The 17,919-nt window shown below is 52.3% G+C and carries 17 protein-coding genes; 2 read left to right on the forward strand and 15 right to left on the reverse strand.

Annotation, left to right across the window (positions count from 1 at the left end; translation table 11 throughout):
- Window positions 1-90: 90 nt before the first annotated feature.
- The 6 genes from ACN0YH_RS06605 to ACN0YH_RS06630 form a co-directional block, all read right to left on the reverse strand.
- Window positions 91-987 (reverse strand): PH domain-containing protein, encoded by an 897-nt coding sequence (locus tag ACN0YH_RS06605; RefSeq protein ID WP_417378771.1) that lies wholly within the window; start codon window positions 985-987, stop codon window positions 91-93.
- A 143-nt stretch (window positions 988-1,130) separates the two neighbouring features.
- Window positions 1,131-1,997, reverse strand: a complete 867-nt coding sequence (locus ACN0YH_RS06610) for a hypothetical protein (protein ID WP_417378772.1) — start codon at window positions 1,995-1,997, stop codon at window positions 1,131-1,133.
- Window positions 1,998-2,032: 35 nt separating this feature from the next.
- Window positions 2,033-2,578, reverse strand: a complete 546-nt coding sequence (locus ACN0YH_RS06615; protein WP_417378773.1) for a cysteine hydrolase family protein — start codon at window positions 2,576-2,578, stop codon at window positions 2,033-2,035.
- A gap of 111 nt (window positions 2,579-2,689) precedes the next feature.
- The gene (locus ACN0YH_RS06620) at window positions 2,690-3,529 is read right to left on the reverse strand and encodes a tetratricopeptide repeat protein (protein ID WP_417378774.1); all 840 of its coding nucleotides are present in this window, start codon (window positions 3,527-3,529) and stop codon (window positions 2,690-2,692) included.
- A gap of 78 nt (window positions 3,530-3,607) precedes the next feature.
- A complete protein-coding gene (locus ACN0YH_RS06625) occupies window positions 3,608-4,078 on the reverse strand; it encodes a hypothetical protein (RefSeq protein ID WP_417378775.1) in 471 nt (156 codons plus the stop codon).
- 19 nt (window positions 4,079-4,097) lie between these two features.
- The gene (locus ACN0YH_RS06630; RefSeq protein ID WP_417378776.1) at window positions 4,098-4,961 is read right to left on the reverse strand and encodes a TIGR02452 family protein; all 864 of its coding nucleotides are present in this window, start codon (window positions 4,959-4,961) and stop codon (window positions 4,098-4,100) included.
- A gap of 247 nt (window positions 4,962-5,208) precedes the next feature.
- On the opposite strand from ACN0YH_RS06630, the gene ACN0YH_RS06635 reads away from it, so the two are divergent.
- Window positions 5,209-6,777 carry a hypothetical protein gene (locus ACN0YH_RS06635; RefSeq protein ID WP_417378777.1) on the forward strand — a complete coding sequence of 523 codons (1,569 nt, stop codon included), beginning with the start codon at window positions 5,209-5,211 and terminating at the stop codon, window positions 6,775-6,777.
- Window positions 6,778-6,973: 196 nt separating this feature from the next.
- Here ACN0YH_RS06635 and ACN0YH_RS06640 read toward each other — a convergent pair whose 3' ends face one another.
- Complete coding sequence (locus ACN0YH_RS06640; protein ID WP_417378778.1) at window positions 6,974-7,546, reverse strand: ester cyclase; 573 nt, start codon at window positions 7,544-7,546, stop codon at window positions 6,974-6,976.
- 18 nt (window positions 7,547-7,564) lie between these two features.
- Window positions 7,565-8,410: a VOC family protein gene (locus ACN0YH_RS06645; protein ID WP_417378779.1), complete on the reverse strand. Its 846-nt coding sequence runs from the start codon at window positions 8,408-8,410 to the stop codon at window positions 7,565-7,567.
- Between the two features lie 172 nt (window positions 8,411-8,582).
- Here ACN0YH_RS06645 and ACN0YH_RS06650 point away from each other — a divergent pair, with 172 nt between their 5' ends.
- A complete protein-coding gene (locus ACN0YH_RS06650; RefSeq protein ID WP_417378780.1) occupies window positions 8,583-9,344 on the forward strand; it encodes an SHOCT domain-containing protein in 762 nt (253 codons plus the stop codon).
- 76 nt (window positions 9,345-9,420) lie between these two features.
- On the opposite strand, the gene ACN0YH_RS06655 is transcribed toward ACN0YH_RS06650, so the two are convergent.
- From ACN0YH_RS06655 to ACN0YH_RS06685, 7 genes are all read right to left on the reverse strand, one after another.
- The gene (locus tag ACN0YH_RS06655) at window positions 9,421-10,428 is read right to left on the reverse strand and encodes an ABC transporter permease (RefSeq protein WP_417378781.1); all 1,008 of its coding nucleotides are present in this window, start codon (window positions 10,426-10,428) and stop codon (window positions 9,421-9,423) included.
- Window positions 10,425-11,981 carry a sugar ABC transporter ATP-binding protein gene (locus ACN0YH_RS06660; RefSeq protein ID WP_417378782.1) on the reverse strand — a complete coding sequence of 519 codons (1,557 nt, stop codon included), beginning with the start codon at window positions 11,979-11,981 and terminating at the stop codon, window positions 10,425-10,427. Before ACN0YH_RS06660 ends, ACN0YH_RS06655 begins: the two co-directional genes overlap by 4 nt.
- Entirely contained in the window at window positions 11,978-12,955 is a 978-nt protein-coding gene (locus ACN0YH_RS06665; RefSeq protein ID WP_417378783.1) for a sugar ABC transporter substrate-binding protein, read from the reverse strand. Before ACN0YH_RS06665 ends, ACN0YH_RS06660 begins: the two co-directional genes overlap by 4 nt.
- Window positions 12,956-12,968: 13 nt before the next feature.
- The gene (gene rbsK, locus ACN0YH_RS06670; protein WP_417378784.1) at window positions 12,969-13,901 is read right to left on the reverse strand and encodes a ribokinase; all 933 of its coding nucleotides are present in this window, start codon (window positions 13,899-13,901) and stop codon (window positions 12,969-12,971) included.
- A 14-nt stretch (window positions 13,902-13,915) separates the two neighbouring features.
- On the reverse strand, window positions 13,916-14,968 hold the full coding sequence (locus ACN0YH_RS06675; RefSeq protein WP_417378785.1) for a nucleoside hydrolase: 1,053 nt from the start codon (window positions 14,966-14,968) through the stop codon (window positions 13,916-13,918).
- A gap of 39 nt (window positions 14,969-15,007) precedes the next feature.
- Window positions 15,008-16,042, reverse strand: coding sequence for a LacI family DNA-binding transcriptional regulator (locus ACN0YH_RS06680; protein WP_417378786.1), 1,035 nt, complete (start codon window positions 16,040-16,042; stop codon window positions 15,008-15,010).
- A 267-nt stretch (window positions 16,043-16,309) separates the two neighbouring features.
- Complete coding sequence (locus ACN0YH_RS06685) at window positions 16,310-17,809, reverse strand: PQQ-binding-like beta-propeller repeat protein (protein ID WP_417378787.1); 1,500 nt, start codon at window positions 17,807-17,809, stop codon at window positions 16,310-16,312.
- Window positions 17,810-17,919: the final 110 nt, after the last annotated feature.

The raw sequence follows: 17,919 nt of genomic DNA on the forward strand, positions 1-17,919 counted from the left end.
CGTTCATCACTGCTGGCAGCTGTGGAGTCATCGCACAAATAATCCTCAGATCCAAGAAACCACAACTGTTAAACCGCACAGGTCTCACGATCAGGCTGACTGGGATTCAGGAACCGATTTCAGATGCAGCCCTTTCGCTGCGATCTGCGCCGTAATCGCGGCGTCGCCACCATTCGCCAGCACAAACAGAATCGCGGCAAACCCGTAATTACCATTCGAAATCGCGGCAGCCAGTACGACCAGTAAAATCATAAAACCACAGAACTCGGCAAAGGCAACCGGATAATGTTTCATCACAAAGTCACCCCACGACGGGAAGAAGAAACTGCGAACTCCTACTTCTGATGGCTTCCAGAACGTTGCATCACAGGCTTCACAGTGATAATCATGCCTGGGAACAACGGCGAAACAGTTGCCGCACAGATTCTCACGCGACTGCGAAACCTCAGGATCAAAACCTTTCTCGTCAAATGTTTTATATGCATCCAGAAAGACTTCGCGCATCGTCTTACGATCAATTTTCGGGAAGCCGGAATAATTCAGATTCTTTCCATCCTTGAGGCAGATCTTGGCATTCCCAAAAATCGTACTCTTCAGGTCCTTGATCTGACTGTAATAGATCGACCAGAACGTACGCTTGGGCTTTCCCTTGCCATTCGTGCGGATACACAGCAGCCGAAAGTTCGTCAGCACGACCGCCGTATGATTAATGGTCTGGGCCCAGAGGGCTCCCATGAAAAACTGCTCAGAGAAGGATGACTGATTCCCTTTAGAGATGAACAGCACTTCTTCTTTTTCCAGCAGCATCTCTTCCAGCAATGGTTCCAGACGTTTCACCAGTTGAAATTTTTTCTTGATCCCACTCTTGGCAAACATCCCCTCCAGCTTGGGGAACATCGTCTCCAACCGATAATTAATATTGGGGGAAAGCTGCAGATTTAACTGTGTCAGTTTGGTATCAACCGCCTGGCTGTCGACTATGCTCATGAGAGATCGTTCCTCAAGGATGAAATGATTCGCGGGTAGAAAAATATCTTAGCCAGAACACACGAACAGTTCAAAATGATTTTCATTTATTTACGATGAATTCTTCACTGCCGAAAAGAAGAAGCTGGACGAATTACAGACTGTTATTTTTCGAATTCGGAGGAAATGAGTGTTGAGACATCCTTAATATACCGCCCCTTGATCATCTGATTAAGGGCCACAAGTGCAGCGCACGCATTACTTATCGCCAGAATCAGCCAGGCATATGCGAAACCACGCTGAGACAATATCTGAAAGGCCATCGCCTGACATGCCAGATAGGTCACCAGACTATTCCACGCATGGCGATTTTCCTTCAACACAAAATCCTCCCACGGCGGAAAGATGAGACAGCGGAACCCCATCTCGGCAGGTGTCCAGAATGTCGCGCCGCAGGCTTCACATTCATAGGACGGTTGGGGAACGACCTCGAAACAGTTTCCACACAGATTTTCCCGCGACTGCGAAACTGCTGGATCAAAATCAGCTTTTTTCAGCAGTTCAGCCACTTCCTGAAAAACCGTTCGCAGAGACAGTCGATCCTGTTTGGGAAAATCGTTAAACGTCATTTTTGTTCCATCGATCAGACGGAATTGAGGGGTTCCGATCCAGGAGTCCGTCAGCGTTTTAACCTGACTGTAATAAATGGACCAGTAGGGTTGAATGCAATGTTCATAGCGATCCGCATTCATCAAAAGCAGTCGCAAATTTGTGAGTACGATAATCGTCTTGCGAAACCGAATCTCTCCTTTCGAGACAAACAGCACCTGTTCGTCTTTCAGCAACATGCTCACCAGTACGGGTTCGATCTGTGTTACCAGCTCAAATTTTTTCCTGACTTCTTGAGCCTTAACGTCCTCATCATTCCCGGAAAACACCGTCTCCAACCGGTATTGGATCTCCGGTGATAAAACGAGCCCCAGTTCGTTTAATTTTGTGTTTACCAGATCAGTGCTTACTTTCTCCATCATCAGTCTCGCATTAGAGCAGGGGCAAACTGAGATCCTTACAACCGCTCAATCCAGGTCACCACATCCAGCACTTCGCTCAGCATCATCTGCTGGGCACACAGAATCGACCGCTGCAGTTCTTCCGCCGTCACTTCACCGGCTGAATTGGACAAAGCCAGCGTCCCCGTCGCATCACTTAGAAACTCAACCGTAAATCCCCGATGCACCGCCTGTCGGGCCGTCGTATCACAACACATATGTGTCATATAGCCGGCGATTGTCACCGTATCGATATTACGCGCACGCAGCCAGTCTTCCAGTTCCGTACCAGTAAAACTGCCTGGCAGCGTTTTCTCAATCAGTACTTCACAGGGACGCTTCGCTACCTCCGGATGCAGTTCCCAGCCCGGCGTCCCTTTCTGAAAGAACGGCTTTTCCGGATCGGTCATATGATGCTGCACCACAATCACAGGCACCTGTTTCGCGGCTGCCGCATCCATCGCGACCAGGATCTGCTCCAGATGCCCCGCCGGATAAGTAATCGGCAGCGCCCCTGTAAAATATTCGTTCTGTACATCAATCACCAGCAAAGCACGACTCATCACAGCTCCTTCAAAATTTATTCCCGTTTCACTTCACCAATACAAAATCAAAACACATTTTTCGTGTCATTTCATATTTTTCGTGGTCGAAAAAATCAGTCACGATCAACATTACGCATCCATGTCAGCCAGGTTGTGTGGCTGAGGTTGTTTTCCAGCGCGGACCTCAGCAATCCGCTGCTGCAGATTCATATTGATCGGATCATCGGGGGCCCCCGCGACTGCCACCTCAATTACCGCGGCCGCCTCTTCCAGTTCACCACCAATCAGCAACGCCAGCGCCAGGTTCGCTGCCAGTCCCATATCTTCCGGCTTGAGTTTCCTTGCATGGCGGGCCGCGGAGATTGCCTGTTCCGTTCTGCCCAGCTTGAGACACTCAAACATATACTCGCGGGCGGCATCAGGATTATCATGAATCAACTGATACGCATGGCGAAATGCATCACAGGCGGCTTCCGTATTTTCCAGAACCTGTTCCGCTTTGCCGATGATCCACCATGCAGCGCCATTCCCAGGATCGATTGCCAGCGCCTGGCGGAACAATTCCTTCCCCTCCGCCAGATCATCACGGGCAGCCTCTGTATCCGCCGGTTGATGATCGCGACCTGTAATAAATATATAAGGGTTGATCAGTTCCAGTCCCTCACGATACAGTCGATCGTGTTCCTGCGAGGCAGCGTTGGTCCCGAATTCGGTCATATCGATGACCACCTTCATGTCACACCCCGAAAGTGTCATCGCCGGATCTTCGCTCGTGTCGTCTTGATTGAGTTTCCGCAGGACAGCGCCGCCACCTTCGATCGAGACTACTTTTCCTCCCCGATTGATCAGACCATTGACTTCGTCCATACCGGTCGACAGCAGCCCCTCAGCGGGATCAACCCGCACCCCCACACGGAACTCCCACTCTTTCTGTTTCGGCTCTTCCTGACGCTCTCCCTCTCCTGACATACCGCAAAGTCCCCTCTTGTAAATTAAGAATCCCCGCCGTTTGTTCGTGTCTTTTTGTAACGTTCGTGGTAGTAATCCTCAACCACCGGCTGACAGCGTCTTCTGCTCTGCATACCAGTCCTCTGTAGACTGAACAGCTTGCTTCACCACCGCAATCACTTCAGCAGGGGGCCCCTTGGATTTCGTGCCGTACTCCCACTGGCTTAACATCTCTGCGCCAGCTGCTGTTTGAAAACCCACCAGTAGTTTACATGGCTTACCCGCCGCAGCGGAATCGCCAAATCCACCGATCCAATCATCAATCACCGGACTGCAGACATCGCGCACTGCTTGAAATGCAACTGTATCACTCACACCGATATACAGATCCTGTTCCCGGTTATCCTCGGCCCCCGTCCCCAGCCGATTGATCGTACCATCATCAACCAGCAATATAAATAACACCTGATCGCCATCACATTCCAGCACCACCATAATCCGTGCCACATTGTCGGCACTTTTGATTCTGGTGGCGGCTGGTTTGGATTTAAACCTGTCAAAGAAGCCCATTCATACCTCGTATCTCTGATCATTCGCTTGAGCGCTCAAAATAGTTTGTGAATGCTCTCAATATCGGTTTTTCCTCACTGCGGTCAAGTACAGAAAAGCGAATCTGTTTGAATCGACCGAAATAAGGACCACCGGATTGCAGGAATTCCGAGAACAATCGTGCCACCAGATCGGGGGAATTTCGAAACACACCACAGCCCCAGGCCCCCAGCACCAGTGTCTGACAACCTTGAGCAGCGAACAACGCGAGCATTTTATCCATGCGCGCCATGAAAACTTGTGGAATCTCGCTCACATGTACGGGCTCGTTCTTCTGAATCGCTCCCGCATTGGGAGCCGCACTCGTCAGGAAATCGACCTGGTAACTTGATTCCAGAAACGAACCAGCATCATCCCGAAAGACGGGACAACCCGGGGAGTATATCATGCGATCCGAATAAAAGGCACTCCGCAGCCGGCGATGTGTCTCATAATACTGGCTGTGAAACAGATTCAGCGAAGCATACAGCGCCGAACTTCGGGCCAGACTCTCTTCCTGGGCCTGGCTGCCTCCCAGAAATCCACCTCCCGGATTTTTGGCAGAAGCAAAATTCAACACGCCAATCTGTCCCGTGGTCGAATCGGCTGTCAGCGCTCGTGCGCCTTCTAACGTCGTCTCATTTTGCAATATGAATTCGGTTTCACCAAACGGAGCCGGCGTCTGTAGTATCTCATCCCGCACTTGTTCCAACGCCTCTGGTTCAAAACAGGCTGATCCCGCATTGCAGGCCGCACTCTCCGCTGCAATTGCCACCGCATCTCCCAGCGGATTCACATACTGTCCCACTTCCATAACTTCCAACGTCGTTTTCGCCAGATACGCACGTCCTGTTCGACCTGCCATTTCAATCATCCTTTCTCATGCTTGTGTTCTCACTATTTCTTTTACTACAGTCTACCTTAGTGTATATTGTACGACAAGACATCATAAATCATGGTTCGCTCGTTTTTACACTTTCGTGCCATTTCATGTTTTTCGTGGTAGTAAAAAACAGGCAACCGTTGAAATCCGCTCCGTGACTTTCATTCTCACCGAAAATCTGGTTAGAATAAAACCCCACACAATTCACACCAGCATCAGGAACAACACCATGCCACGACTGACAGCCCCGTGTCTCTTCGCTCTGTTCACACTCCTGTGTCTCAATGCAGGCAACACATTCGCCGCAGAGCCCATCGACATTGGTTCCCGACTGGAGCTCATGGTCGACGACACCCTGATCGAATCCCGCAGTAAAGAGGCCCGCTTCGAACTGCATCATCCCACGCCCCGCGAAATCGTTTTCACCTACGACAAGCCCTGGGAGGGGAGTGGCTGCGGCTACCAGAGCATCTTCCAAGACGGCGACAAATACCGCATGTACTACAAAGCCTGGCATCTCGACGTGCAGGAAAAGAAACTCGGCCCCAACAACAGCAACTTCACCTGCTACGCAGAAAGCGACGACGGCATTCACTGGAAACGCCCCGACCTGGGACTGTTTTCCTTTCCCCCAAAATCCGGGGATAAAAAGAATAACATCGTCATCGGCAAAGCCTATCGCGACTGGATGAAGTCTGCCAAACCCGATCCCGTGCATCCCGCGGTCTTCAAAGATGAGAACCCAGACTGTCCTGCCTCTGCGAAATTTAAAGCCATCCTCCGCTCTCGTGGCCCGCACGGTTTACTCGTGCTTAAATCCCCCGATGGCATTCACTGGTCGCTCCTCTCGGAAAAACCGGTCATCACCGATGGTGCCTTCGATTCGGAAAATCTCGCCTTCTGGGATCCGACGATTCAAAAGTACCGCGCCTACTGGCGTTACTTCACCAAAGGCACGACCAATGAAAAAGACTGGAAGCCCTCCGGCCTGCGCGATATCCGCACCGCGACCTCACCCGACCTGCTGCACTGGAGCAAACCCCAGGACCTGAAGTACGGCGACGCACCGCCCGAACAGCTTTATACCAACCAGATCAAACCCTATTACCGTGCCCCGCACATCCTGGTCGGCTTTCCCACACGTTACATCGAACGGGGCTGGTCCAAATCGATGGAACAATTGCCCGAGTACAAACATCGCAAAATGCGTTCCTCCATCTCCGACCGTTACGGTATGGCGATCACTGAAGGCCTCTTCATGACCAGCCGCGATGGCGTGAATTTCAAACGCTGGCCCGAAGCCTTCCTGCGTCCCGGCATCGAACGCCAGGGAACCTGGGCCTACGGACATCAATACATCGGCTGGCAGATGGTCGAAACCAAATCAGATGTCGAAGGTGCCCCCAACGAACTCTCGCTCTACGCCACCGAAGGTTATTGGACCGGCAACAGCAACCAGCTCAGACGTTACACGATGCGAATCGACGGCTTCGTCTCCATCAACGCCCCCCTCAAGGGAGCCGAGATCACGACCAAACCCATCACCTTCACAGGCAAAGAACTCAAGCTCAACTTCTCCACATCCGCCGCCGGCGGCATCACCGTCGAACTGCAGACCCCCGACGGCAAACCGATCGAAGGCTTCACAGAAGCCGACTGCAGCGAACTCTACGGCGACACCATCTCCCGCGCAGTGAGCTGGAAAAACGGCACCGATGTCAGCAGCCTCGCCGGCAAACCAGTCAAACTAAAAATCAAACTCAAAGACGCAGACCTGTATTCGTTTAAGTTTGAATGATCCGACTATTGAGATGAGAGCAGGGTAGCCCTGAATGCAATTCGGGGCTGCCACAGGCAATTGGAAATTGACAGTCAAATCTCCCATAAAAGAGCAACTAAGCAAGGCCCAGACTAAACGCTTTCCGACAGAGTACCCTTTACGTGTTTTTCGGGCCTTTCGTGGTAGTAATTACATTCGTGGTGCCCATGATCACTTAAAGCAGCTCATCAGAAACAGTGCGTTTAATCAACGCATTCGAAGGCACAGAATTCCGATCCAACATTTTCCTTGCTGCTTCCGCACCCGCTACCGGCAGATTTTTCGGGTCAATCAACCCTGCCTGCACCAGCACGGAAGCCTGATCCCAGTGAATGTGCTCCTCACTCATCTTGCCTGCCTCGAATGAAACAATCACGACCACAACAAATTCTAACCGGCGTCCTGTCGCCGGTACCCCCGGAAGTAACCAGAACATTTCGACAGAATGCGTGCAGCGAATCACAAATTCATCGACGATGCGATCCAGTCCCACGGTTCGTGAGATCATCTCCGTCTCCAGATCGGACGGCATATTTGGTATGAAATACTCTTCATAAAAGTGATTCAGATGTGAACGCCCCATACCTCCTGTCAGGGTAGGTACATGATTCACATAAGGCACCTCTGTCATCGTGCCACAAGACGCATCCGCATCTTTTGTTTCGAACTCTGCCTCCAGGTGCGCTTCCCACAATTCCACCATCGCCCGCTGCTCTGGTGTCAAACGTTCTAAATCGAATTCGTACATTTGAAAATCTCCCTGTCGTTATTCCGGAGGAGCATTGCCAGCCATATCAACATCATCCTGCAGTGCCATTTTTTCAGGATATCGTTTCATTACCAGTTCCAAAGCCCACAGGCCTTCCAGCCCGCCGATGATCATTCCGATCCCCATCAGCAACTGCAGCCAGCCCCCCAGAATCGCTGTCACCAGCGCGCCCGCTCCCTGGGCCATCACAAAATACATCAGGAAGTGAGTAATGCAGAAGGGATTCTTCAGTCGAAATGGATTACAGGAATGCGTGGGTCTGGTCCAGACAGGATCGGAATAGGGATTGATTGTCTGGAACCCGACGACAGCCACGACCATGACCGGCCAGAACAGAAACGAAACCAGCAACGCGAAATAGAAAAAGTAAACGTCAAGCACGGGGCCACCATTCATCGGCTCTGACTGATAATTCAGAAATGACAGGCTGCCTGCAATCGCCGCCAGAATCAGCAGAATAGAACGAAACCGTGTCCAGTTCCCTTCAGAGTCTTTAGGTTCGCTCTGACTCAATTCAACTTTCCGGCCATCCGGATCCTGGACCACAAAGATCAGCCGACCATCAAATTCATAGCTGGAAACAATTTCAATCTCAGCGGCATCCAGACTCTCTTTCAGATCCGTCTCCAGGTTGACAGCAAACCCCAGTCGACTGCGATCAACGGGCTCACCCTCTTTCAACGGATAGAGCTCAAATACCATGTCATCAAACATAACTGCATAATGCTCCGGACCGGAACCATGCTTTTCTTTTTGAAACTCGATCCCCAGCTGCTCGTAAAATAACCGACTCACTTCTATGTCTCTACAGCGTATCACCAGCAGGTTGAGTTTTAAGTCCATAATTTATCCTGAAACAATTTGAGATTGTAAAACTGAGTTGAAGCGGAACTCTTTTTATTAAATTAATTACAAGATATTGAAACTACGATACTGTCCAGTTACGATAACAGGAAACATAAGACCACTACAAATATATCGTCAGGTTATGCAATTTGATTTAGGAAACTGGTAAATGCAATTTCAGGTAAGTCAGAGAATCCACACACTTGTCCCTCAGGAGCATGTCTTTGACGCGATTGAAGAACAACTGAATTCTGTTGCATCGACAGTCGAACGAAATCATGATGAAATCGTCGCCAAAATGCTGGAAGCTTCTTTTGGCTCCATTAACCGAAGTGATACGACCCGCATCACGCTGAAACAGAAACCCGAAGGCTTGGTTCTTTTGGCAGACGTTCACTATCGACCGTCATTCGCATTCTGGATCATTCTTATCCTGACCATCTTCAGCTATATTTTCTGGCTCATCCCCATCATTTTCTATCTGATACAGAAAAATACGGTAAAATCAGCAATAGAAAATGTTTTTAATCGGGTAAAGGATGATCTGGAAACGGGTTATCATCCCCCAAATATCACTGAAACAAAAAATCTGAATTCAGGCACATCCTCGGTTTCAAACACTCTGGAAGCAGAGATCAAGCTACTGGAAAAACTGGCTAACCTGAAAGCAATGGGAGCGATTTCTGAGGAAGAGTTTCTCACCAAAAAACAGCAGATTATGGTCAGCCATACATCAAATACTGTTGAAACTCTGGAAGAGCCGGGGTTTGAATATTACATTTTAAGGAATGATAACGTTAATGGACCATTCTCTGTTTCGCAAATTCAAAACGGTCTTAAGACGGGTAAACTTAAAAAGGATGATCTTTTTTCGAATAATCAATACGGCCCCTGGGAGAAAATGACAAACTTTGTAAATGCCGTTCAATAGCAATCTTCAATCTAGAAACCACCGTTCGTGTCATTTCGTGTTTTTCGTGGTAGCAAAAAAAGACATCAGAACCAGCTCACCCACGCCGTTTCCACCGCTGTCGTGCCGCGTCCAGCAGCACTGCCACAATAATCACCGCGCCGGTAATCACACGTTTGCTCGGATCGGTCGCCCCGATCTGTGCCAGGCCTGTCTGCAGCACCGCGATGATCAACACGCCAAAGAAGGTGTTGATCACCGAACCGCGGCCTCCCATCAGGCTCGTCCCGCCAATCACGCAGGCCGCGATCGCTGACAGTTCCAGTCCTACCGCCGCATTCGGGTCGGCACTGGAGAGTCGCGAAGTCTGCATCACCCCCGCCAGGCCACAAAGCAGACCGCTGATCGTAAACACCGCCACAGAGTAGGGGGCTGTCCGAATGCCCGACATCCGCACTGCTTCCGCATTTGTTCCGATCGCCACACAATAGCGTCCAAAGACCGTCCGCGTCAGCAGATATTGTCCCGCCGCCACAATTACCAGCGCCAGCAGAAACGCGGGTGAGAAGACAAAGCCTTTCAAAGGCACGCCGATCCATTCAATCGACGAACCTATGTATTTTGTCTGTGAATCCGTAATCAGATACGCGCTTCCCCGCGCCATCTCGAGCATTCCCAGTGTCACGATGAACGACGGTATGCCTGCCTTCACACTGATCACCCCATTCAACATGCCACACACGGCTCCCACGCCCAGGCAGACAGGTACCGCCGACCAGAGCGGACTGCCCCAGTCGACCATGCAGACACCCAACATGGCCGAGGACAGCGCAAGCAATGAACCGACCGAGAGATCAATCCCGCCGATAATCAAAACCAGCGTCATCCCTACAGAAATCACCAGTAGATCGGGGATGTTATTCGCCACCGTAACCAGCGTCTGCTGCGACAGAAAATGATCGCTCATCAGGCTGAAGATCAGCACCAGCAGACCAAGCACACCCAGCAGGCCCGCATATTGAAACACGGTGTACGTCACGCCCCTCACCAGCGAACGTGAAGGGAGAGAATCATTATCGGATACAGGGGCAGGGGAGTCGCTCATTGATTTAATCCTGAAACAGTCTCTTTCGCTTGTTGTGAGTATCCGGAAAAGCAGTCCTGCATAATCGCTTCATACGACCAGTTTTCCCGCGTATATTCTGCCACCAGTCGGCCTGCAGACATCACGCCGATCCGGTCGCAGGTCTCGAACAGTTCTTCCAGATCACTGCTGACAATCACCAGCGCCTTACCATTTGCTGCCAGTTGAGTAAACAGCTGATGAATATTCCTGCGTGCCGCCACATCAATGCCGCGTGTCGGCTCATCGAATAGAAACACATCGGCATCCTGCAGCAGCCACTTCGCGACCGCCACCTTCTGCTGATTACCACCGCTCAACGTCCCCACACTCTGTTCAATGTCCCGCGCGTGAATCTGCAGTCGCCGGCGTTCGGCTTCCACCAGCGCGACTTCGCGCCGGCGATCAATTACCCCCGCAGTCCCCGTCAGCAGATCCAGGCTGGCCAGCGTCGTGTTCACGCGAATCGACTGCGACAGCAGTAGCCCGTTCTGCTTGCGGTCTTCGGTCACCATCGCCAGTCCCGCCTGCACCGCTTCCTGCGGATGAGTAAACAGCCGCGACTTCGTTTCTTCGCGTAAAAAGAGTTCGCCCTGTTCCCCGCGGTCGGCTCCGAAAATCAGCCGCAATAATTCGGTCCGTCCCGCTCCCACCAGACCCGCGATTCCATAACGCTCGCCGGACTGAACGGAAAAGCGGATATCCCGAACAGGCCCGCCTGTCATACCTTCCACTCGTAACATCGTTTTTTCCGTGGAATGATTCGTATGTTCCTGCAGCGCATGTTGCACCGCCTGCGTTTCACCGGTCATCAGATCCACCACCCGCTCGATCGGCTCAAACTCACTGACCGCGTGCGTGCTCACATATTTCCCATCTCGCAATACAGTCAGTCGATCGGCAATCCGCGCGATTTCATCCAGGCGATGGCTGATATAAATAATGCCCACGCCCCGCGCACGCAATACATCCAGTCGCGCGAACAGCCGCTCCGTTTCTCCCGCACTCAGCGCCGCCGTCGGTTCGTCCAGAATCAGCAGCTCACACTTCCGATCCAACGCTGCTGCAATCTCCAGCATCTGCTGCTGCCCCACTCCCAGGCTGCCGGCACTCTGATCTGTATCGATCTCCTGCAGGCCAAAACGATCCAGCGCCGCGCGTGCCTGCTTATGCAGCCGCCTGCGATTGATCACGCCCCAGCGCTGCGGGTAACGTCCCAGCAGCAGATTCTCTGCAACAGAAAGGGTCGGTATGAGGTTCAGTTCCTGCTGCACAATCTGCACGCCCCGCGATTCCGCAAAGCGTTTATCGACGGGTGAGTAGGGGACACCATTTAACAACATACTGCCCTCTGTCGCCGACGTCAGACCCGCGATAATTTTACACAGCGTACTTTTCCCGGCTCCGTTGGCGCCCAGCAGCGCATGGATCTCGCCGGGGCGCAGTTCCAGCCGCGCTTCATCGAGCACCCGCACGACATAGTCCTTGCAGACGCCGCGCGCTTCAAACAACAGCGACCCTGTGCCGCCCGTCATTTCAGAACCTCGGCCGTGACCAGATCCACGGGGGTTTCGCGATCTTCCACTTTGGCCTCTGGATCGGCAATCAGACGTAACGCATGCTCAATCCCGAACACCGCCAGTTCGCCACCATGCTGATCTGCGGTCGCCAGTATCTGGCCTGCCTTAATCGCCTGCTGTACCGCCGGGATGTTATCGAAGCCAACAATCGCCACCTCACCCGCTTTGCCGCTGTTTCTGACTGCCGCCAGTGCGCCCAGCGCCATACTGTCATTCGCCGCCAGGATCGCTTTGACATTCGGATGTTCGCTGAGCATCGAAGACGCCAGCGTGTTCGCCATACTCATCTCCCACTGCGCCGACTGGCTATCGGCAATTTTGATGTCGGCTGTCTTCATCGCTGCTTCAAAACCGAGACGCCGCTGAGTACCGTTGAATGAGGTTCGAATCCCTTCGAGCACTATCACTTCATCTCCTGCTTTCAGCTTCGTCGCCAGATAATCACCGACTTTTTTTGCTCCCGCTTGATTATCGGGACCGACAAAAGGAATCGAAATCTTTTCCGTCTGCAATATCTCTGCATCCAGTTTATTATCAATATTGATAACCACCACACCCGCTTCCCGCGCCCGCCGGAGTGCCGGCACCAGTGCTTTCGAATCTGCGGGGGCAATCACAATCGCATCCACGCCACTCGAGACCATCTCTTCGACCAGCGCCACCTGGCGACTCAAATCGCGTTCATCCTTGATTCCGTTCACAACCAGATCATAATCGTCGCTGTGAGCCTGCTGATGCGATTCGGCCCCCTTCGCCATCGAGGAGAAGAAATCATTCGCCAGTGATTTCATGATCAACGCAATCTTCGGCTTTTTATCATCTGAATTCTGTTCGCCCGACTGCTCTGACGGGCCTGTCTGCGACGTACAACCCGCGAACAGCCCGCACAGCAACAGACCGGGTAGCAAATATTTTCGTAGTTCGTTCATGGAAGCGCTCCTGTTATTGTTTTGTGATCAATGTTTCAATCTGTTTGCGGTCTGGCATCGCCGTCTGGGCTCCTGCTCCCGCTGCAGCAATCGCGCCTGCTGCAGAAGCAAAGAGGGCGGCTTCCCGCAGTGTTGCCTGTTCGGCCAGTTTCACAGCCAGCCCCGCAGCAAAGGCATCACCGGCGGCCGTGGAATCGATGGCCTGGATTTGAAATGGGGGAATGATCTCGACCGCCTCTCCGTCAAACAGGACCGCCCCCTGTTCGGCCATTGTCACAATAATCTGTCGCGGCCCCTGTTCAGCCAGAGAGGGAATCGCCGCCACGACATCCTCAATCGAAGTCAGTGGCTTTCCCCAAAGTGCAGCTGCTTCGCTCTGATTGGGGCAGATCAGATCCACGTTCAGCAGTTCAGCAGGAAAACCCGCCGGTGCAGGGGCCGGGTCCAGAAGTACTGGCACTCCCGCTTCCTGAGCGATCTTAGCCGCTGCAATGACGGTTTCGACGGGGACTTCCAGTTGCATCAATAATACATCACTGTCACAGATCACCTGGCGGGCCTGTTCCAGTTCTGCCAGACCGACGAGACCGTTCGCTCCGGGGACGACCAGAATCGCGTTCTCGCCACTCGTTTCCACCATCACGACCGCGACGCCGCTGGTGGTGCTTGTTTTGCGCGTGACGTACCTGGTATTGATGCCTTCTGTTTCGAGATTCTGTACCAGCTCCTCGGCAAAACTGTCATCCCCGACGCAGCCGATCATCGTCACTTCCGCGCCCATCCGGGCCGCGGCCACCGCCTGATTGGCGCCTTTGCCTCCCGGGTTTTCAACTTTGGTCTCCGCGATCACCGTTTCGCCCGGCAGAGGCAGCTTCGCCGAACGGATCATCAGATCCATGTTGATCGATCCCAGGACGGCGATCTTCGCACGTCGTTTCTTATCCATCAGACTTCCCCGTTCTACTTCTGAGGAGGCTGACTGGAAAGCTGCACCAGCGCTTCGACCACGCGGATACGCTGCGCATCCGTCAGTTTCAGATAACGCTGCTGACCGTCTCCCCGTTTGAACGTAGTCAGTCCATCCGGTTGAACGGTTACTGTTCCAGATTCAGATAAATCAAAATATCCCCGATGCGGGAAGACCGCATACAGGACGCTGGTCAGATCCCAGGTCGGACGGTCGTGCGGCGGGGGATTGTACAAAATGTAGGCTTCTGCCAAAGGATGGTGCGGCGTGTAATTAAAATCTTCTTCAATGCTCTCATGTGGATAAGCAACATTCAGCCCGATTTCAAAACCGCTCCAGACAATCGGCGTCGGCCATTCACTCGCCAGCTTCTGCGCCGCCGGGATATCCTTCACAATGTTGTATTCACGATGATCGACCAGTTTTCCCTTGCGGGGAATTTTTTCAAACGCACCGGCCATGATAGACAGTAGTTTGACTTTCTGCCTGACCAGTTTCTCACCAGCCAGGGGACTGATTTTGTCCCCCGGGGATTTCAGCAGGTTCGCCAGGTTGGTCGAAAAACCCACCTGCGCGATGACCACCGAATGATCTTCCGCACCCGCCAATGCGGTTCGCAGCACCGTCACGGCATCAGGAATCTGTTTCGGATCCTGCATATCATGAGGATATCGCAACTTGCCGTTATCTTTCTTCTCGGCCAGTACATTAAACTTGCCCGGCTGGGGTGTGACGCCGCTCTTGCAGATCCCAATCGGAATATCACCTTTACCATAAAACGTATTCACGGCATCCGTGAACGAAGCGGCCAGCGGATTGTCTTTGGTAATCGTCACCGCCAGCAGTTTGCAATCACCGCGGGCCTCCAGCGCATGAATCATTCCCAAAGCGAGTACATCGTCGACATCGTTCCCGATATCCGTATCAAAGATGATAGGTACCGGTCTCCGGGGTTCTTCCGCCTGTAGAGGTGATCCTCCTCTCCATGCGATCGACGCACAGAGAATTAAGACGGAAAATGTGAGCGTCTGAGTTGTTCGTTTCATTTGATTAAATCCTTTTCCCTGACTGAAAATGGTCCTGCTTCACCTGATTTTCCTGATCGAAGATCGGCGGATAAGCTGGACAGGAATACGATACTGTTTCTGTTGTGGAGGTAAACTGCTGCGAATCTGGTCGAATAGTAACTGGGCGGCCTTCTGCCCCAATTGCTTGACATCCTGACTGACCGACGTCAACGGAGATGCCAGGTAAGCGGCGAAAGGAAAATCATCAAAGGCGATTAATGACAGATCGTCGGGAATAGAGCGTCCGAGTTCCGACGCCGCCCTTAATGCGCCCAATGCATTCTGGTTACTGAAAGCAAACAGCGCCGTGATTTCCGGTCGTGTCGACAGCAGATGCAAAGCCGCTTGATATCCCGATGCTTCGTCAAAATGATGCCCGGCAATCAGTGAAGGATCAAAGTCCAGACCAGCTGCTGACAAGGAGTCGTTGACCCCGGACAGTCGCTCCCGGTTGGGCAGTGTCTCAGGTATCCCCTGTAAAATGCCAATCGTCCGATGACCGGCTTTCAGGAGTTCATTCATTGCAACACACGCACCGGATTGATGATCTGACGTCACTGTCACCAGATCCCTGTTCTCAAATCCCCGGTCGACCAGTACCAGCGGCAGCTTCTGTCTGGCAAGTTGGCAGAGATGGGCTTCTTCCATGCCCACCGGGCAAACCACCAGACCTTCAATCTGTCGGGCCTGCAACTGTTCCACCAGACGCGATTCTGCGACGCTGTTTTCCTGACTGTCCGTCAACAGGACCGAATACCCGTCCGCTTCGGCGGCCAGTGTAATTTCCCGGGCAATCGCCGCAAAAAACGGGTTCGCCACATTGGGCAGCACGACGCCCAGCAGCTTTGTCTGCTGTGACCTTAATGACCGGGCCAGCAGGGAAGGGGAGAACTGCAGTTTTTTCGCTGCGTCGCGCACGGACTGCTCGGTTGCACTGCTGATCCGATAGGCTTCCGCTTTGCCCGACAGCGCGCGGGATGCGGTCGAGACGCTCACCCCGGCGGCTTCTGCCACTTCTTTTAAGGTGATCGATTTATTCGTCGACTTACTCATAGACTGTGTCCAGTTTTACCGTATCGTCTGCAGTGTTATTTGGACCGGGTAGAATACATTGAAAGACGCCATAATCAAATGCGATGTAATCTAGAACCCCCTTGCACAATCGATTGTGCATATTATCAGATCCCGAGTGAAGATCAAGCCAGAAGACGAAAAGAGAGCCGAACGCACCGCTGTCGATCTATAAAAAAAGAGCGGGACCAAATCAAATTCAGTCCCGCTCTGCGAATTCAAAAGCAGTCAAGCTCAAGTGAATCAACGTTATTTCTCACCCACACAAATCAGCTTGCCACGCGTACGAACAAAGATTCGGCCATCGGCAATCGCGGGAGTGCCCAGAATGGAATCGCCCATATCATTCTTGGCGATAATCTTCTGCTCGGGGCCGTCTTCCAGTACGACGATTTTACCGTTCTCGCCGGCGACATAGATTTTTCCATCACCATAAATCGGGGAAGCGAAGTATTCGCATTCGTTCTGAATCCGTTTTGGCCCCCAGACCTTTTTCCCTTTTTCCACATCAAAGCAGGTCGAGATTCCGCCCCCTTTGACGAGGAACATTCGATCTGCGGTCACCAGGGGAGAAACAATATGATCAGTATGTTTAGTGGGATGCTTCCACAGCAGATGCGACTTGGTCACATCGCCACGACCGCCTCCTTTAACGGCAATAATAAACTCCTGGGCGGGTTCTTCACCAAACTTGGCTCCCGCTTCATTACCGGGAGGCAGGAAGGCAATATCCAGTTCTTTCCCTTCCAGCGCACCATCTTTATTCAAATCACCGCGATCAAATGTCTTTTTGTAGAAGGCTTCAGGCACCTTGGTCTTGCCGACAAACGCCTGGATCTCCTCTTTGGTGACTTTTCCGTCACTGTTGCCGGTTTCCCAGCGGTCAATCGAAGCCAGCCACTGATTGGCAATCCCGCCACTCTGCAGCGAGATATAAATCACTCCGTTATGGCTCACCGGGGTCGTCTTGATATTTCGCAGCAGTGTTTGAGCTGTCCACAATCGTTTTCCGGTCTGGGGATCATAGCCGATCAGCTTCCCGGTTCCCGCGACGACAATCTCATCTCCCTGGTCGGTTTCACAGATCACCGGATGGGAATAGTTCACCGCCTGGTCGCTGCGATCATCCTTCCAGACGATCTTTCCCGTCTCTTTATTGAAAGCATAAAAGGCCGGCGCCAGGTCATCATCCTGACAGAACAGCACCAGATCTTTATACAGAGTGGGAGACATCCCCGCGCCCCACTTGAATACAAAGTAAGGGACCGGCAGTTCCTGTTTCCAGACATCCGCGCCGGTTTCCGCATCGACGGCCAGCATGCCCAGCGTGCTGAAGTAGAAGTAAACCCGTTCTGCATCTGCAGCAGGCGTCGTCGCAGCGAAACTGTTGGTCTTATGAATCTCCAGCAGGTCGCCGGTTTTCCAGACACGTTCCCAGAGTTTCTTTCCAGTCTCTGCGTCAAAGGCATACAACCCGATTTTATCTTTGCCCACCATGCCCGAAGTGAAAACGCGCCCCGCAGCCACCACCGGACAGCCAATGCCATCACCCAGGTTTTGAGACCAGATCACATTTTTCTGATCATCGAACTCTGCGGGCAACGAAGATTTGCCAGTCGAAACCCCCGAGCAGTTGGGACCGCGAAACTGAGGCCAGTCTTCCGCCTGCACAAGTTCGGTCCCATTCAGGAGACTGAACAGACCAGTCACAACAGCAACTAAAACTACCAGTTTTCGCGTCCAAAGCATCAGTCAAATCTCCTGAAATTCATAGAAGCCAATCGTATCCGCGCTGAAGTAAAACCCTGTTTGCGCAAAAGGGTAGCATCCACTCTACTTAATCTTTTTGGCAATACCAC

Origin of the sequence: Gimesia sp. (genome assembly GCF_048262075.1) — a bacterium.
Classification (GTDB): Bacteria; Planctomycetota; Planctomycetia; order Planctomycetales; family Planctomycetaceae; genus Gimesia.

Coding starts and splice junctions, on each gene's coding strand:
- ACN0YH_RS06605 (WP_417378771.1), bottom strand. CDS start 987: ATGAGCATAGTCGACAGCCAGGCGGTTGATACCAAACTGACACAGTTA.
- ACN0YH_RS06610 (WP_417378772.1), bottom strand. CDS start 1,997: ATGATGGAGAAAGTAAGCACTGATCTGGTAAACACAAAATTAAACGAA.
- ACN0YH_RS06615 (WP_417378773.1), bottom strand. CDS start 2,578: ATGAGTCGTGCTTTGCTGGTGATTGATGTACAGAACGAATATTTTACA.
- ACN0YH_RS06620 (WP_417378774.1), bottom strand. CDS start 3,529: ATGTCAGGAGAGGGAGAGCGTCAGGAAGAGCCGAAACAGAAAGAGTGG.
- ACN0YH_RS06625 (WP_417378775.1), bottom strand. CDS start 4,078: ATGGGCTTCTTTGACAGGTTTAAATCCAAACCAGCCGCCACCAGAATC.
- ACN0YH_RS06630 (WP_417378776.1), bottom strand. CDS start 4,961: ATGGCAGGTCGAACAGGACGTGCGTATCTGGCGAAAACGACGTTGGAA.
- ACN0YH_RS06635 (WP_417378777.1), top strand. CDS start 5,209: ATGCCACGACTGACAGCCCCGTGTCTCTTCGCTCTGTTCACACTCCTG.
- ACN0YH_RS06640 (WP_417378778.1), bottom strand. CDS start 7,546: ATGTACGAATTCGATTTAGAACGTTTGACACCAGAGCAGCGGGCGATG.
- ACN0YH_RS06645 (WP_417378779.1), bottom strand. CDS start 8,410: ATGGACTTAAAACTCAACCTGCTGGTGATACGCTGTAGAGACATAGAA.
- ACN0YH_RS06650 (WP_417378780.1), top strand. CDS start 8,583: ATGCAATTTCAGGTAAGTCAGAGAATCCACACACTTGTCCCTCAGGAG.
- ACN0YH_RS06655 (WP_417378781.1), bottom strand. CDS start 10,428: ATGAGCGACTCCCCTGCCCCTGTATCCGATAATGATTCTCTCCCTTCA.
- ACN0YH_RS06660 (WP_417378782.1), bottom strand. CDS start 11,981: ATGACGGGCGGCACAGGGTCGCTGTTGTTTGAAGCGCGCGGCGTCTGC.
- ACN0YH_RS06665 (WP_417378783.1), bottom strand. CDS start 12,955: ATGAACGAACTACGAAAATATTTGCTACCCGGTCTGTTGCTGTGCGGG.
- rbsK (WP_417378784.1), bottom strand. CDS start 13,901: ATGGATAAGAAACGACGTGCGAAGATCGCCGTCCTGGGATCGATCAAC.
- ACN0YH_RS06675 (WP_417378785.1), bottom strand. CDS start 14,968: ATGAAACGAACAACTCAGACGCTCACATTTTCCGTCTTAATTCTCTGT.
- ACN0YH_RS06680 (WP_417378786.1), bottom strand. CDS start 16,042: ATGAGTAAGTCGACGAATAAATCGATCACCTTAAAAGAAGTGGCAGAA.
- ACN0YH_RS06685 (WP_417378787.1), bottom strand. CDS start 17,809: ATGCTTTGGACGCGAAAACTGGTAGTTTTAGTTGCTGTTGTGACTGGT.